Origin of the sequence: Streptomyces sp. NPDC021562, assembly GCF_040640875.1 — a bacterium.
Taxonomy (GTDB): domain Bacteria; phylum Actinomycetota; class Actinomycetes; order Streptomycetales; family Streptomycetaceae; genus Streptomyces.
Map to the genome: position 1 here is coordinate 32,444 of NZ_JBFACN010000016.1, position 14,722 is coordinate 47,165.

At 72.2% G+C, this 14,722-nt stretch carries 14 protein-coding genes; 1 reads left to right on the forward strand and 13 read right to left on the reverse strand.

From position 1 onward, the window contains the following. Window positions 1–2 precede the first annotated feature (2 nt). The 10 genes from AB0G52_RS24690 to AB0G52_RS24735 all read right to left on the reverse strand — a co-directional run bounded on the left by AB0G52_RS24690 (window position 3) and on the right by AB0G52_RS24735 (window position 10,078). Window positions 3–1,286, reverse strand: a complete 1,284-nt coding sequence (locus AB0G52_RS24690) for a beta-ketoacyl-[acyl-carrier-protein] synthase family protein (protein ID WP_132888638.1) — start codon at window positions 1,284–1,286, stop codon at window positions 3–5. Next, window positions 1,283–2,128, reverse strand: a complete 846-nt coding sequence (locus tag AB0G52_RS24695) for a cupin domain-containing protein (RefSeq protein ID WP_132888637.1) — start codon at window positions 2,126–2,128, stop codon at window positions 1,283–1,285. Before AB0G52_RS24695 ends, AB0G52_RS24690 begins: the two co-directional genes overlap by 4 nt. A gap of 7 nt (window positions 2,129–2,135) precedes the next feature. Then, window positions 2,136–2,390: an acyl carrier protein gene (locus tag AB0G52_RS24700; protein WP_132888636.1), complete on the reverse strand. Its 255-nt coding sequence runs from the start codon at window positions 2,388–2,390 to the stop codon at window positions 2,136–2,138. Window positions 2,391–2,487: 97 nt separating this feature from the next. Next, window positions 2,488–4,095, reverse strand: coding sequence for a tryptophan 7-halogenase (locus AB0G52_RS24705; RefSeq protein ID WP_361338689.1), 1,608 nt, complete (start codon window positions 4,093–4,095; stop codon window positions 2,488–2,490). A 169-nt stretch (window positions 4,096–4,264) separates the two neighbouring features. Then, window positions 4,265–4,774, reverse strand: a complete 510-nt coding sequence (locus tag AB0G52_RS24710; RefSeq protein WP_132888634.1) for a hypothetical protein — start codon at window positions 4,772–4,774, stop codon at window positions 4,265–4,267. After that, window positions 4,774–6,138, reverse strand: a complete 1,365-nt coding sequence (locus tag AB0G52_RS24715) for an acetyl-CoA carboxylase biotin carboxylase subunit (protein WP_132888633.1) — start codon at window positions 6,136–6,138, stop codon at window positions 4,774–4,776. The genes AB0G52_RS24710 and AB0G52_RS24715 overlap by 1 nt, the downstream gene beginning before the upstream one ends. Before the next feature lie 18 nt (window positions 6,139–6,156). Continuing rightward, the gene (locus AB0G52_RS24720) at window positions 6,157–6,690 is read right to left on the reverse strand and encodes a biotin/lipoyl-containing protein (protein WP_132888632.1); all 534 of its coding nucleotides are present in this window, start codon (window positions 6,688–6,690) and stop codon (window positions 6,157–6,159) included. Beyond that, entirely contained in the window at window positions 6,683–8,392 is a 1,710-nt protein-coding gene (locus tag AB0G52_RS24725) for an acetyl-CoA carboxylase carboxyltransferase subunit alpha (protein WP_132888631.1), read from the reverse strand. Before AB0G52_RS24725 ends, AB0G52_RS24720 begins: the two co-directional genes overlap by 8 nt. Continuing rightward, window positions 8,389–8,730 (reverse strand): TcmI family type II polyketide cyclase, encoded by a 342-nt coding sequence (locus tag AB0G52_RS24730; protein ID WP_132888630.1) that lies wholly within the window; start codon window positions 8,728–8,730, stop codon window positions 8,389–8,391. Before AB0G52_RS24730 ends, AB0G52_RS24725 begins: the two co-directional genes overlap by 4 nt. A gap of 169 nt (window positions 8,731–8,899) precedes the next feature. Beyond that, window positions 8,900–10,078, reverse strand: a complete 1,179-nt coding sequence (locus AB0G52_RS24735) for a glycosyltransferase (protein ID WP_132888629.1) — start codon at window positions 10,076–10,078, stop codon at window positions 8,900–8,902. Between the two features lie 201 nt (window positions 10,079–10,279). Between AB0G52_RS24735 and AB0G52_RS24740 the strand changes: the two genes are divergently transcribed. After that, window positions 10,280–10,780, forward strand: a complete 501-nt coding sequence (locus AB0G52_RS24740; RefSeq protein ID WP_132888628.1) for a flavin reductase family protein — start codon at window positions 10,280–10,282, stop codon at window positions 10,778–10,780. 35 nt (window positions 10,781–10,815) lie between these two features. On the opposite strand, the gene AB0G52_RS24745 is transcribed toward AB0G52_RS24740, so the two are convergent. Genes AB0G52_RS24745 through AB0G52_RS24755 form a run of 3 tightly spaced genes read right to left on the reverse strand, consistent with a single transcriptional unit; the run spans window position 10,816 to window position 14,718 of the window. After that, on the reverse strand, window positions 10,816–12,231 hold the full coding sequence (locus tag AB0G52_RS24745; RefSeq protein WP_361338696.1) for a cation:proton antiporter: 1,416 nt from the start codon (window positions 12,229–12,231) through the stop codon (window positions 10,816–10,818). Further along, entirely contained in the window at window positions 12,224–13,474 is a 1,251-nt protein-coding gene (locus AB0G52_RS24750) for an FAD-dependent oxidoreductase (RefSeq protein ID WP_132888627.1), read from the reverse strand. Before AB0G52_RS24750 ends, AB0G52_RS24745 begins: the two co-directional genes overlap by 8 nt. Further along, window positions 13,471–14,718, reverse strand: a complete 1,248-nt coding sequence (locus tag AB0G52_RS24755; protein ID WP_132888626.1) for an MFS transporter — start codon at window positions 14,716–14,718, stop codon at window positions 13,471–13,473. Before AB0G52_RS24755 ends, AB0G52_RS24750 begins: the two co-directional genes overlap by 4 nt. Window positions 14,719–14,722 lie beyond the last annotated feature (4 nt).

Below are 14,722 nucleotides of genomic sequence, written 5' to 3' on the forward strand. Positions count from 1 at the left end.
CGTCACAGCTCCTTCAGACGGGAGAAGACCATCGCGGACTGGAACCCGCCGAAGCCGCTGCCGACGGACAGGACGTGGTCGACGTGCGCCTCGCGTGCGGTCAGCGGGGTGTAGTCGAGATCGCACTCGGGATCCGGCGTGGTGAGGTTCGCGGTCGGCGGGATGGCGTCCCGGTCGATCACCAGCGCGCACGCGGCCATCTCCAGGGCGCCGATGGCCCCGAGCGAGTGCCCGATCATCGACTTGATCGAGCTGATGGGGATGCGGTACGCCGCTCCGTTCAGGCTGCGCTTGAACGCCCCGGTCTCGTGCCGGTCGTTCTGCTTGGTGCCCGAGCCGTGCGCGTTGATGTACCCGATGTCCTCGGGGTTCAGCCCGGCCTGGACCATCGCCTCGTCGATGGACCGGCTCATCTCCACTCCGTCGGGGTGCAGGCCGGTCATGTGGTAGGCGTTGGCGTGGCTCGCGTAGCCGGTGACCTCGCAGTAGACGTGGGCCCCGCGCCGCCTGGCGTGCTCCAGCTCCTCCAGGACGAGCACCGCGCAGCCCTCTCCCATGACGAATCCCTGCCGGTCGGCGTCGAAGGGCCGGGAAGCGCCCTCGGGGTCGTCGTTGCGCGGGCTGGTGGCCCGGATGGCGTCGAAACAGGCGTACGAGATGGGCGAGATGGGGGATTCGCTGCCGCCGCAGAGCATCACGTCGACGGTGCCCTCCTCGATCTGCTGGGCGGCGAGGCCGATGGCGTCGATGCCCGAGGTGCAGCCCGTCGACACGACCGCCGACGGGCCGTGGGCGCCGTGCCTGATGGCCACTTCGGTGGCGACGGCGGACGGCACGAAGACCGCGTACATGAACGGCATCGCGTACCGCCCGTCGACCTCCCACCGGCGGCCGTGGTCGCTGAGGACGACGTACTCGTCCTCCAGCCGCATGGTGGCGCCGACGGCGCTGCCGAGGAGCACTCCGGCGCGCTCGCCGTTCCAGGCACCGGTGTCCAGGCCGGCGTCGGCCACCGCCTCGGACCCGGCCACGAGGGCGAACTGCCCGTAGCGGTCGTTGCGCCGGATCTCCTGCGGGGTCAGGCCCGCCACGACCGGGTCGAAGTCGGCCTCGGCCGCGACCTGGGAGCGGTACTCCGAGGCGTCGAAGAACGTCACCCGGCGGGTCGCCGGCTTCCCGCTGACGATCCTGGCCCAGAAGTCCTCGCGGGTACTGCCGCCGGGCGCCACGGCGCCGATGCCGGTGACGACGACCCTGCGCGGGCGGCGGGCGCCGTTGCCGGTCATACCGCGGCCCCCGCCTGCCACTCGGCCAGGGTCTCGGTGTCGACGTGCCCGAGGTCGGGCCTGGGCGCCAGCGGGCCGAGGAAGAACACCACGCGGACCGCGGCGTCCGACTCGTTGACGATGCGGTGCCGGGCGTTCCTGGGCACGAACACCGCCTGGTCGGCATCGACCGTCCGGCGCTCCTCGCCCAGGTCGACCCTGAGCCGGCCCTCCACCACGTGGATGAACTCCTCCGAGTACGGGTGGTAGTGCTCGGTGATCACCTCGCCGGGCTCCAGCCGCACGGTTCCGGAGAACCCGCAGGTCGTGCCGACGGTGCCGGGCGACAGCTGGGTGCGCAGGTCCGCGCCGCGCCTGCGGTTGGCGGGCACGTCGCCGACGCCGACGACGCGGGAACGGCGCGCCTCCAGAGCGTGTTTGACGGCCTTCATCTGGATGGCGGTGTTGCGGTTCAGACGCTCCTGCATCGCCGTGTCGTCCACGGGTGCCTGCGGCTTCATCGTGAAGTCCTGCTGCCAGCGCATCCGGGTCCGGGCGTCGTCGACCGGCTCGTAGGTCCAGCGCAGGTGCATGTACGCGAAGAAGCCGGTCTCGATCCGCTGGGACCGCACCGTGCGGGTGGCGCGGTCCGTCTCGCGGCGCGACACCCACGACCAGACGTTCCCGTCCTCGTCCGGGTGCATCGTGAGCCGGAAGGTGACCGAGTCGGGGCCGGACTCCAGCACGTCCACGGCGGAGTACTCGGTGAACAGGTCCGGCCAGTTCCGGACGTCGTTGGTGATCTCCCAGACGAAGTCGAGGGGTGCGTCGACGACGATCTCGTTGTCCGTGTGTCCGGGCATGCTCCGGTCACCGGCCCGTGGTGACGGGAGCGTCGCCGGCGGCGGTCAGGCGGACCGCGTTGGGCGTGGCGTCGGCGGTGGTCTGCTCCTCGGCGTCGACGCCGGTGCGCTCCTTCAGCTTGGCGGCGAACTCGGCCCTTGCGAGCGAGTCCAGTTCGAGCTCTTCGAAGGTGCTGTCGAGGTCGGCGACGGTGAGGGAACGGTCGGCGCCGACGGCGAGCAGCATGCCGATCAGGTCCTGGTCGGAAACGGGGACGCCCATGGGTGCTTCTCCTTTGACGGAAAACGGGGTGGGGTCGTGCTGCGGATCCGGCTGTGGGTCCCGTCGAGGGGACCTGCCGTGGGTGCGGAAGGTGCGCTCAGCGGCCGGGCGGTGCGGCGAAGTCGAAGCCCTGGGCGAGGTGGCGCATGTTCTCCGGGGCGTCGGTGGCGATCCACCGCATCATGTCCTTGAGCATCTGCTTGGTCGGGGTGACGAAGCGTGCGTCGCGCTCGCGGAAGCCGAAGCCGGGCGCGACGAAGTCGGCGGTGGCGATGCGCTCCATGAGGTCGCGGCCGGCCTCCGTCGCGTCGAGCGTGCCCGCGTCGACCTGGTCGCAGAGCCGGACCATGTGGTCGAACAGCTCGCGGTAACCGGGCTGGTCCGGCCACCACAGACCGACGTTCGGCCCCTCCTCCAGCGCGCCGAACACGCTGTCGTCGCCGGTGCGTTCGTAGGCGTCGATGAGCCGTTCCAGGCGCAGGTTGCCCGGGACCCCGCCGTACGCCCACACGCGGAACACGGCGTTCCACAACTCGTAGTTCTCGAAGGCGACGAAGGAACTGTTGACCATCGCGTCGTTGAAGTCGAGCAGGCCCTGCTCCAGCCGTTCCACGAACGCGAACCGGTCGGTCGAGAAGTCGTCGTCCTTGAGCGCGGCGAGCAGCCGCCAGGACAGCGCGTTGATGACCTCCGCCGTGTTGGATATGCCACGGGAGAAGAGCGGGTCGAGGAATCCCGCCGCGTGCGACATCAGGCACCAGCGGTGACCGACCGTCCGCGACGAGGAATACTGCAGCCGGTCGGTCGACACCCATTCCCGTACCGGGCGGGCGTCGGCGAATATCCGTTCCACCGCCGGGAAACGGGCCGCGTGCCGGGCGAATTCCTCGCCGGGCGTCAGGTCGGCGGGTTTGGGATAGCGGCGTTCGTCGAAGGTGAGGCCGACGCTGACGAGCTGGTTGCGGGAGCGCGGTTCGTTGTTGAAGGGAATGACCCAGAACCAGCCGCGCTCGAACATGTGGTGCATGGTCCCCTGGAACCACGGCACCGGGGGCATCTCCTCCAGCGGCATGCGCAGGCATTCGTCGGTGGTCTTCACGCCCACCATGTGGGTGAACAGGGAACGGGAGTGGTGCTTGAACCGGGCCGGCTCCTCCCGCAGCCCCAGCTTCTGCGCGAGCGGCGAACGGAACCCGCTGGCGTCCACGAGGTAGCGCGCGGTGTGGCGCCTGCCGTCCTGCCCGACGACGGTCACCTGGTCGTCGCCGAACTCCACGTCGGTCACCCGGTAGCCCTGCCGGGCGGTGCAGCCGTAGCGCACGGCGGCGTAGAACAGGTAGGCGTCGCTGTCCTGCCGGAACAGATGGCTCGACTGGTTCAGCTTGGCGGGGGCGTTGAACTGGTTCACCTCACGCGGGTCGGGCTCCTGTCCCTCGTGGTGCACCATGAACCCGAAGTGCCGCTTGATGCCGTTGGAGGTGCCCATCTCCTGGAGGCAGCTCTCGTAGGAGGTGAGCATCTCCAGCTCCGGGACGCCGTACCGGCGCGCCAGCAGCTTGAAGAGCACCAGGGTGTGCGGGGTGGTGGACTCGCCCACCGCGAACCGCGGATGCGTGCCGGCGTCGATCAGCAGGACCGACGCTCCGTTACGGGCCAGAATGGCCCCGAGCGTGGCACCGGCGATTCCCGATCCCAGAATCACCACGTCGAAATCAGAGTCGTTTTTCGTGGGGCCGCTGGACGACATTCAACCCTCCCCTTTCGCTGGATAAGAAATTACTGCCGAAACGAGTTCGGACGCTTCCTCCGGCTGTCGGAATTCCACCTCCTCCGAGGTGCGGAGTTCCTTCTCCTCCGCACGGCCGGTTTCCGGGTCAGACGGGCGAGTCCTTGGGGATGACCCCTTCGTGCCACGGGACCGGCACGGAGTGCACCGCGGCACCGGTGCGCCGGGACACCTCGACGGCGAGCCGGCGCGCCCTGCGCCGGGCCGGGGAGAACCAGCCCGAGCGGCCGCTGTCCGGGATCAGGACGACGCCGGCGCCGACGGATCCGGCCAGGTACGGGATGTCCCGGGACACGTGGAACACCGGGACCAGGGTCCACGGCACGTCGGTGTCGTACAGGATCTCCGACAGGTCCATGTCGGTCCGCAGTTCGTAGTCGAACCACAGCTCGCCGTAGGGCAGCGCCACGGCGCCCGCACCCATGGGCGGCGGCCACGGCATGACCAGGGCGAAGGTGAGGGTCCCGCCCCGGTCGCGGGTGTACGCCGCGGCGCTGCGCACCGTGGTCTCGCACAGCCGCTCCACCGGCAGCACCAGCACCACGTTGCGGCCGTCGCGGCAGGCCGGGAACAGGGCCGTGAGTTCCAGTCGGCTCATCACGTGGCCTCCGCCCGCCGGGCCAGGAACCGGTCCACGAACAGCGTCGAGTGCGTCCCGGCCAGGAACTCCGGCTGGGCGATCAGGTCGCGTACGAGGGGGATCGTGGTGGCCACCTGGCCGCTCTCCACCTGGAACTCCTCCAGCGCGCGGGTGAGCCGGGCGACGGCCCGCTCCCGCGTGGGCGCCCAGGCGATCACCTTGGCCAGCAGCGAGTCGTAGTGGGCGGGGACGGTGTCGCCCTCGGCGAAGCCGGAGTCGGTCCGGACGAACGGCCCGGCCGGCGGCCGGAACACGTCCAGCGTCCCCGGGGTCGGCCGGAACCCCTGTACCGGGTCCTCGGCGTTGATCCGGCACTCGATCGCGACCCCGCGCACCACGGTGTCGTCCTGGGTGAGGGTGAGCGGCTCCCCGGCCGCGACCCGGATCTGCTCGGCGACGATGTCGATACCGGTGGCCATCTCCGTGACCGGATGCTCGACCTGGATACGGCCGTTGATCTCCATGAAGGTCAGCCGGCCGGCCTCGTCGGCGAGGAACTCCACGGTTCCGGCGCCGCTGTAGCCCACCGCGCGGGCGGCGGCGACGGCGTACCGGCCGATCTCCTCGCGCTGTCCGGCGGACAGTCTGGGCGAGGGCGTCTCCTCGACCAGTTTCTGCCGGCGCCGCTGCAGGGAGCAGTCGCGCTCGCCCAGGTGCAGGACGGCGCCCCGGCCGTCGCACAGGATCTGCGCCTCGACGTGGGCCGCCGCGGGCAGGTACCGCTCCACGTAGACGTTCGGGTCGCCGAACAGGGCCTGCGCCGTCGCCCGGGTCTCCCGGAAGACGGCCGGCAGGTCGTCCGGTTGGTGCACGACCGCGATACCGCGGCCGCCGCCGCCCGCCGCCGCCTTGATCACGAGCGGGAAGCCGATCGCGTCGGCGATCTCCCGGGCCTCGGCGAGGGTGGCGACGGTGCCTTCGGAGCCCGGCAGCACCGGCAGCCCCGCTCCGGCCATCAGGCCGCGCACCGTCGCCTTGTCGGCGATGCGGTGCATGACCTCGGGGGGCGGGCCGACGAAGGTGATGCCGTTGTCCTGGCACACCTCGGCGAAGTCGGCGTCCTCGGACAGGAACCCGTATCCCGGATGGATCGCGTCGGCCCCGCACTTCAGTGCCGCCTCGATGACGTTGGGCACGTCGAGATAGCTGCGCTTGGCCGGCGGCGGGCCGATGTGCACGGCCTCGTCGGCGAACCGCACCACCGCGGACCGCGCGTCCGCCGTGGAGTACACGGCGGCACTGGCCACGCCCAGCTCCCGGCAGGCACGGGCGACGCGCAGCGCGATCTCACCCCGGTTGGCGATCAGGATCTTGCGGAACATGACACCCCCAGCCCTGTCTCAGGTCTCGTCCGGCTCGATGCGCAGGAGTGCCTGCCCGTACTCCACGGCCATGGCGTCCTCGGCCAGGACCTCGGCCACCACGCCGTCCCACTCGGAGGCGACGTGGTTCATCAGCTTCATCGCCTCGACGATGCCGATCGTCTGGCCGGCCACGACCCGGTCGCCCGCCTCGACGAACGGCCGGGCTCCGGGTTCGGGGGCGCGGTAGAACGTGCCGACCAGCGGGGCCGTGACCGTACGGCCCGGCGCGGGCGGCGGTCCGGCGGCCGGGGCCTGCCCGGCCGGCCCCGCGGCCGCGGCCGGCTCCGCGGGAGCGGCCGGCGGTGCGGCGGGGTCCGGGGTCCAGACGACCTCCAGCTGTGCCTCCCCGACCCGCCCGGTCACCGCGGTGGGCGTGCCGGGCAGGTCGCGGACCAGCCTGCCGATCTCCTCGCGCAGCAGTCTCAGCCGCTGCTCGTCACGGTCCTGGGCGGGGTCGGGCAGCAGGATCCTGCTCGCCGCCGCGCCGTTCGCCGCCGTCCGGTCAGTCATCGTGACCACCTGTCCGCGCGGACGCGGTGCCGAGCCGCCGGAACCGCTCGTACCGGGAGCGCGCCGGTTCGCCTGGGCGGTCGGCGGGTGGTCCGTCCAGGGCCCGGACGATCGCGTGCCGCAGGGTCGCCGCCATGACGGCGGGCGCCGCCTGCGCCCCGCCGGGGGGCTCCGGCAGTACGGCGTCCACCACCCCGAGCCGCAGCAGTTCGGGCGCGGTCAGCCGGAGCGCCTCGGCCACCCGGGCCGCGTGCGAGGGGTCGCCGAAGAGGATGGTCGAGCAGCTCTCCGGGCTGATGACGGAGTAACAGGCGTTCTCCAGCATGAGCACCCGGTCGGCCACGGCGAGGGCCAGGGCACCGCCGCTGCCGCCCTCACCGAGGATCACCGAGACGACGGGGACGGTCAGTTCGGCCATGCCGAGGATCGACTCGGCGATCGCCCAGGCCTGTCCGCGCTCCTCGGCGCCGAGCCCCGGGAAGGCGCCCTGGGTGTCGACGAGGGTGACGACGGGGATGCCGAGCCGGTCGGCGAGCCGCATCAGCCGCAGGGCCTTGCGGTAGCCCTCCGGCTGGGGCATGCCGAAGTTGCGGCGGACCAGTTCCTGGGTGTCGTGGCCCTTCTGGTGGCCGATCAGCATGACGGTGCGTCCGCCGACGGCCGCCAGGCCGCCGACCACGGAGGGATCGTCGGCGTAGAGGCGGTCGCCGTGCAGTTCCACGAAGTCGTCGGCGACCATGCCGATGTGGTCCAGGGTGGTGGGCCGCCGCGGGTCGCGTGCGGTGCGCACGGTGTCCCAGGCGGGCCGGGCGGTGAGGGCCCCGGGATCGGTCAGCGGCTGCGCGTCCGCCGAGGCCGCCGGGGCGTCGTCCGTCGGGGGGTCGCCGGCCAGCAGTGCCAGCAGCCGGCCGAGCAGGCCGCGCAGCCCGGCGCGCGGCTCGACGCGGTCGAGCATGCCGTGTTCGAGGAGGTGCTCGGCGCGCTGGAACCCCTCCGGAAGCCGCTTCCCGGTGGCCTTGGCGATCACTTCGGGACCGGCGAAGCCGATGGCGGCGCCGGACTCGGCGACCAGGATGTCGCCGAGCGTGGCGAACGACGCGGTGACCCCGCCGTACGTGGGGTCGGTCAGCAGGCAGATGCTGGGCACGCCGTGGCGGCGCAGCCGGGCGAAGGCCTGGCTGGTCTTGGCCATCTGCATCAGCGAGACGGCCCCCTCCTGCATCCGGGCCCCGCCCGAGGCGGTGACCACCAGCAGCGGGATCCTCAGGTCGAGGGCCCGCTCGGCGGCCTCGGTGACGGCCTCTCCGACGGCGGCGCCCATGCTGCCGCCCATGAACGCGAAGTCCATGACGGCGACCAGGACGGGCCGGCCGGCGATCTCGCCGGTGCCGCTGAGCACGGCGTCGTCGAGCCCGGTCCGCTCCCGGGCGGCGCGCAGCCGGTCCGTGTAGGGCCGTGAGTCGGTGAAGCCGAGGACGTCCACGCTGCGGTGGCGGGTGTCGGCCGGGGTGAACGAACCGGGGTCCAGCAGCTGGTCGAGGCGGTCCGCGGCGCTCAGCCGGCCGTGGTGTCCGCACTCGCGGCACACTCCCAGGTCCCGGCGCAGCCGCGGCAGGTAGGCGGGTCTGCCGCAGCCCCGGCAGCGGGCCCATTTCGGCTCGTCGACCGGGAGGAGGACCGGCGGTTCGGCGGTGGTGGTCATCGGCGTCCCCCGCTGTCCGGTGTCCACTGGTAGAACTCGGCGGCGAGGGCGTCGCCGGGGCTCTTCCAGGAGTCCGGGTCGTAGGGATCGACCAGCGGGCGCAGCCGGCGGCTGAGTTCCTGGAAGTCCTCCCGGCCGGCGGCCTCGCGCAGCGCCGAGCGGTGGTCCCCGTCGAATTCGACGTAGTGGAAGTAGAGATCCCGGTACCCGAACAGGTGCCTGCGCCGGACACCGAGAATGCCGGGCAGCGGGCCCGCATCGGATTCCGCGAACAGCTTGGCGATGTGCTCGGCGTTCTCCGGATGCATCCGGGCGACAATGAGCGCGCGGTCTGGCATGCGACCCCCTCGGTCCGTTTCTCGTTCTCTGGATTGAGAAAAACTAATTTCCCGTCCCGCTCCTGTCGCCCGCCCGGGTGATGAATCCCCGTGTCCGACGGGGGACGGTTCGTCTCCCCCGTGCGACGGAGAAAGGACGACCGTGCGCGGCAGAGCGGGGAATTCCGTCTCACCCGTCGGCGAGTGCTTCGAGGCGGTCGACCACCGCGGAGACGGGAGGAAGCCGGCGGAAGTCGTCGCGCACCAGGCAGGCCGCCTCGGCGTACCCGGAGTCGTCGATCACGGTGCGCACGGCCTTGCGCACCGCGTCCGGGGTCAGGGCGGCGGGGTCCAGCGACGGCGCCGGCGGGGTGTACACGTTGGCGAGGTTGACGCCGAGTCCCAGATTGGCCAGGTGCATGCTGACCACCGGCTGGTCGGCGCCCATCGGCAGGAAGCACAGCGGCACGCCGGCGGCGAGGGCGACGAGGACGGAGCTGAAGCTGCCGTGGCTGAGGAACGCGGCGCAGTGCGGCAGCAGGGCGCGGTGGTCGACGTAGGGGACCAGCCGGGTGTTGGGCGGCGCGGTGCCGTACTCGGCCGGGTCGGTGCCCCGGCCGACGGAGACGACGAGCCGCACCGGCTCGTCGGCCAGCGCCTCCAGGACGGTCCGGTGCACGGCGCGGGCGGCCGGAGTGCCGACGAAGGTCGTGCCCAGGGACAGGTGGACGAGCGGGGCCCCGTCGGCGGTGAGCCAGCCGGGAGCGGGGGGTGCCGGTTCGTCGAACATGTCGGGCCGGTAGCGGAACTCGTGGGCGAGCCGCTCGCCGTAGGGCAGGTCCAGGGTGCGCGGCTTGCGGTGCAGGTAGAGGTGGCTGAACATGCGGTGCAGCTGCGGGTCCTCGGGGAGCCGGTACTGGGCGGCCAGGGCCGCGATCGCCTCCCCGGCCATGGCCTGCATGACCGGGCGCGGGGTGCCCATCGCGGAGGCGGCGGCGGCCTGCGGCAGGCCGAGCAGTTCGGCCGCGATCCAGCCGCCGAACTCCATGGCGTCCCACACGATCAGGTCGGGCTCGAAGTGGCGGGCGTGGGCCACCAGGTCGTCGACCATGCCCATGCCGGCGACCTCGGCGAACGCCCTGATCGGAGGCCCGGAGCTCTGGTGGAACTGCGGCAGGGACGTGGGGTCGGACTGGGACCAGTCCACCCCTGACGGCAGCAGCTCGATGCCTTCGCGGGTGAAGGCCGCCCCGAACGTCTCGGCGGTCGCCGCGGCGACCGTGTGTCCTGCCGTGCGCGCCGCCCGGACCAGCGGCAGCATCGCGTGGAAATGCGCGGTTCCCGGTACGCACGTGAAGAGGATTCGCATTCCGCCCCCTTTCCCTTCCGGTTCTACCGGTTTTACTTCCGGATTCACCGGTGATTCTAGGGAGCCGTTTCCGAGGCCACTTCCTCCGGCCGCACCCGTCCACCACGGCACTGCGGCAGGAAAACCTCCCCCGTGCGGAGGAGAATTCTTCAGCCCTCTACGGATGAGGCCCGGCCGGAATTCACCAGCTAGTCTCGCGACATGACTACAGATGTGTTCGCGCTCGATTCCGAAGTGGACGGCAACCATCTCCGGGCCGTCCTCGGGCAATTCGCCACGGGTGTCGCGGTGATCACCGTGCCGACCGGTAAAGGACCGGTCGGCATGACGGTCAACTCGTTCTGCTCGGTCTCCCTCACCCCGCCGGTCGTGCTGTTCTGCGTCCGGCACCGGTCGCAACTGCACGAACCCTTCTCGGCCGCCACCGCGTTCGCGGTGAACGTGCTGGCTCAGGGCCAGGAGGAGCTGTCCCGGCAGTTCGCCCGGCCGGGGTACGACCGGTTCGGCGCGGTGCGCTGGCGCCCGGGCGTGACCCGGTCGCCGGTGCTGGGCGGGGCGCACGCGGTGCTGGAGTGCCTGACGCACCGGGTGCTGCCGACCGGGGACCACGACATCGTCCTCGGGAGGGTCGTCGCCGCCCATCCCCTGGGCTCCGGCCGGCCGCTGCTGTTCCACGCGGGCGGCTACCGCGAGCTCGCCTGAGCCGCGGCCGGGGGGCCCGAAGGCCCCCCGGCCGGTCAGGCCGCGACGCGCGCGGATCCGTCAGGAGCCCGCACCGTCCGTTCGATCAGGCTGAGCGCGGGTGCCGTCATCACGGTCGACACCAGCGTCATCACCACGAGCATCGCGAACACCGTCGAGTCGATCACGCCCAGGTCCAACCCGACGCTGAGCACGACGAGTTCGGTCAGCCCCCGGCAGTTCAACAACGCGCCGAGGGACAACGCGTGCCGCCGGTCGACACCGGCCGCGCGTGCCGCGACGGTGCTGCCCACGCCCTTGCCCAGCACCGCCACACCGAGGGCGAGCAGGCACCAGCCCCACAGACGCGGGTCCGAACCGAGCAGCCCGAGCCTGGTGCGCAACCCGGTGGAGACGAAGAACAGCGGCAGCAGCAGCGTCGTGGTGAACGTCCGCACGGGTGTCATCGCCCGGTGCACGTTCCGCTCCCCGCGCGGTGTCACCACGCCGAGGAGGAACGCGCCGAAGATCGGGTGCACGCCGATCTCCTCCGTGGCCAGGGCCGAGAGCAGCACCGCCGACAGCACGACCGGCAGCAGCACCCCCTGCGGCAGGCCGGAACGGACCAGGCGGACCAGCAGCGGCCGGACGCACAGGAACATCACCAGGACGTAGGCCACCAGCAGCGCCAGGGTGACGGCCACGCCGCCGAGCGAGGTGCTGGTCGCCAGGGCCACGACCACGGCCAGCAGGCACCAGGCCGCGACGTCGTTCAGGGCCGCGCACGCCAGCGCCATCGCCCCTAGCAGAGTCCGGTCCAGGCCCCGTTCGACCAGCAGACCGGCCAGCACCGGGAACGCGGTCACGCTCATGGAGACGGCGATGAACAGGGCGAACGTCAGCAGGGGCACGCCGGGCGGCGCCAGCGTCCCGTACATCGCGGTGGCGAGCAGGACACCGCCGGCGAAGGGGATCGCCATGCTCGCCTGACTGACCGTCATCAGGGCCTCACCGCGGCCGCGCAGCAGCCCGAGGTCCAGTTCGTACCCGACGAGGAACATGAACAGCACCAGCCCCACCTGGGCCAGGACGTTCAGCGCCGGTGCCAGGTACGGCGGGAACAGCCACGCGCACGCGGCGGGCCAGACGAGCCCCAGCAGCGAGGGGCCCAGCAGTACGCCGGCGAAGATCTCGCCGACCACCTGGGGCTGCCCGATCCGGGCGAACAGCGCCGCGCACGCCCGGCACGCCAGCAGGATCACCGGCAGGACCATGAGCAGCTTGGGGATCGGATCCGGTCCGCTCGCGGCGGTCGGCTGCGCGACGCCGCCGCCCGCCCCCACGGACCGGGCGTGCAGCAGCAACAGCAGGGCACCCGCCACCGGCAGCAGCACCAGCGCCCCCTGGCGCAGGGCGATGCGGCCGAGGCGGGCGGAGCGCGCGGGCCGTGCGACGGCCCGGGTGTCAGCCACCGCCGGGCACCTCCTTCACCTGGGGAAGGCCGGTCGCCCGCTCGGGACGGAAGCCGACCGCGACGATCCGGGCCTTGGCGCGCTGCAGCGGACCGAGCCGGAACAGCGTGCGCAGCACAGCCGGCGGCCGGCCCTCGGTCCGGCCCTCCAACAGCGGCGTCACGAAGCGGTCCTGGATGGTCCGCTGCAACCGCTGGGTCAGCGCGGTCGGCAGCGACCGGCGCTTCTGCACGCGCGCGAGCAGGCGCTCGTCGACCCGGCCGGTGATCAGGGCCGGGGCCAGGATGCGCGCCGCGGCGACCGCGTCCTGGACGGCGAGGTTGATGCCGACACCGCCGACCACGGACATCGCGTGAGCCGCGTCGCCGATGGCGAGGAACCCGTCGCGGTACCACCGCTCCGCCCGGTCCAGCCGTACGTCCAGCTCGTGCACGTCGTCCCAGGAGGTGATCTCGGCGGTACGGCCGCCGAGCCACGGGATCAGCGTCTCGATCCGCCGGCGGAACTGGTCGAGGCCGGCGGCGTCGGACCAGGCGTCCGCGGTTCCCTTGGGGATGACGTAGGCGGCCTGCCAGTAGTCACCCCGGTGGATCATCGCCACCATGCTGCCCCGGCTCAGCCGGGCGAAGGTGCGGGCGGGATCGGTGTCCTTCCTGGTCAGCCGGAACCACAGCAGGTCCATCGGCGTCCCGAACTCCCGTACCGGCAGGCCCGCGTCCGCGCGCAGCACGGAGCGCCGCCCGTCGGCGGCCACCGTCAGCGGGGCACGCAGCTCGCGTTCCGTGCCGTCCCGCACGTAGCGCACCCCGGCGATCCGGCCGTCCGCTTCGATCAGGCCGGTCGCCCGCGCGTTCATCTCGATACGGAACCAGGGGTACCGGCGGGCCTGCGACGTGACGAAGTCGAGGAGGTCCCACTGGGGCATGTAGGCGATGAAGGGGTACTTGATGCGCAGGTCGGAGAAGTCGGCGAGGGGCATCTCGCCGTCGTCGGTCACCGCCAGCACCGACGACTCGCGCTGGTGCGGGATGGCCAGGAACTCGGCGCCCACGCCGAGGTCGTCCATGATCTGGAGGGTCGACGCGTGCACGGTGTCGCCGCGGAAGTCGCGCCGGAAGTCGGCGTACTTCTCCAGGACGACCACCTCGACGCCGGCGCGGGCCAGCAGCCAGCCGAGCACGACCCCGGCCGGGCCGCCCCCGGCGATCACGCATCCTGTCTCTTCCGCCGTCCCGGGGTTCATGTCGTCCCCACCTCGACCTCCCTGTGTCCGTCCTTGTGATCCTCGGCCCCGAGGGACCGCAACGCGGGCCTGTGCAGCAGGAGTACGAGGGCCGCGCCCAGCAGGGCGGCGAGGTTGATGCCGACGAGCGCGGCACGCGCCCCCCATGCCTGCGCGAGCCAGCCGACCAGTGGGGCGCCGATGGTGGTGGTGCCCATGGTGAGCATCATGAACAGCGCCATGACGCGCCCGCGCATCTCCGGGGCCGACCTCAGTTGCAGGCTGGAGTTGGCGGCGGTGATGAAGGTCAGCTGCGCGACGCCCACCGGTACCAGCGCCACGGCGAACCACGCGTAGCCCGGCATGAGACCGGACACCAGGTTCGCCGCGGCGAACGCGGGCGCGCTGGCCGCGACGAACCGCAGCGGCACCGTCCTGCGGCGCGCCGCCAGCGCCGCTCCGGCCAGCGAGCCGACGGCCACCACCGAGCCCAGCAGGCCGTACTCCCGGGCCCCGCGGCCGAACTCCTTGGTCGCCATGAGGGCGTTGGTGATCTGGGTGTTCGCCGACAGGGTCCCGACGAACGCGGTGACGCCCAGGACCAGCCGGATCCCCGGATCCCGCACCGCGTAGCGCAGTCCGTCGACGATCATCGACAGCCCGCCCCGTTCGGCCGGGACCTCGTGCAGTCCGGCCGGGTCCATCCGCAGCAGCGCGGTGACGGGCGAGAGCACCGTCGCGGCGGCGACCAGGAACACCGGCCCGGTCCCGGTGGCGGCGATCAGGGCGCCGGCCAGCCCGGGGCCGACCAGCCTGGCGGCATGGAAGGAACCGCCGGACAGGCCGACCACACTGGGCACCTCCTCGCGGGTCACCAGCTCCAGCACGAAGGCCTGCACGGTGGGTTGGAACACCGCGTTGACGAGCCCCAGCAGCAGGGCGATCAGATAGACGTGCCAGGTGCGCACCGCCCCGCCGAGGACCAGTGCGGCCAGCGCGACCCCGCACACCCCCGCCACCAGCTGCGTCCACAGCAGCAGGCGGCGCCGGGGGAACCGGTCGGCGAGCATGCCGCCCACCGGCCCCACCAGCAGGATGGGCAGGAACTGCAGGCCGGTGACCGTGCCCAGCGCGGTCCCGGACTTGCCGGTGAGTTCGAGGACCAGCCAGTCCTGGGCCGTCCGCTGCATCCAGGTACCGATGTTCGCGACGGACAACCCGATGAGCCACATGCGGTAGTTGCGGTTGCGCAGCGCGGGCAGCATACGG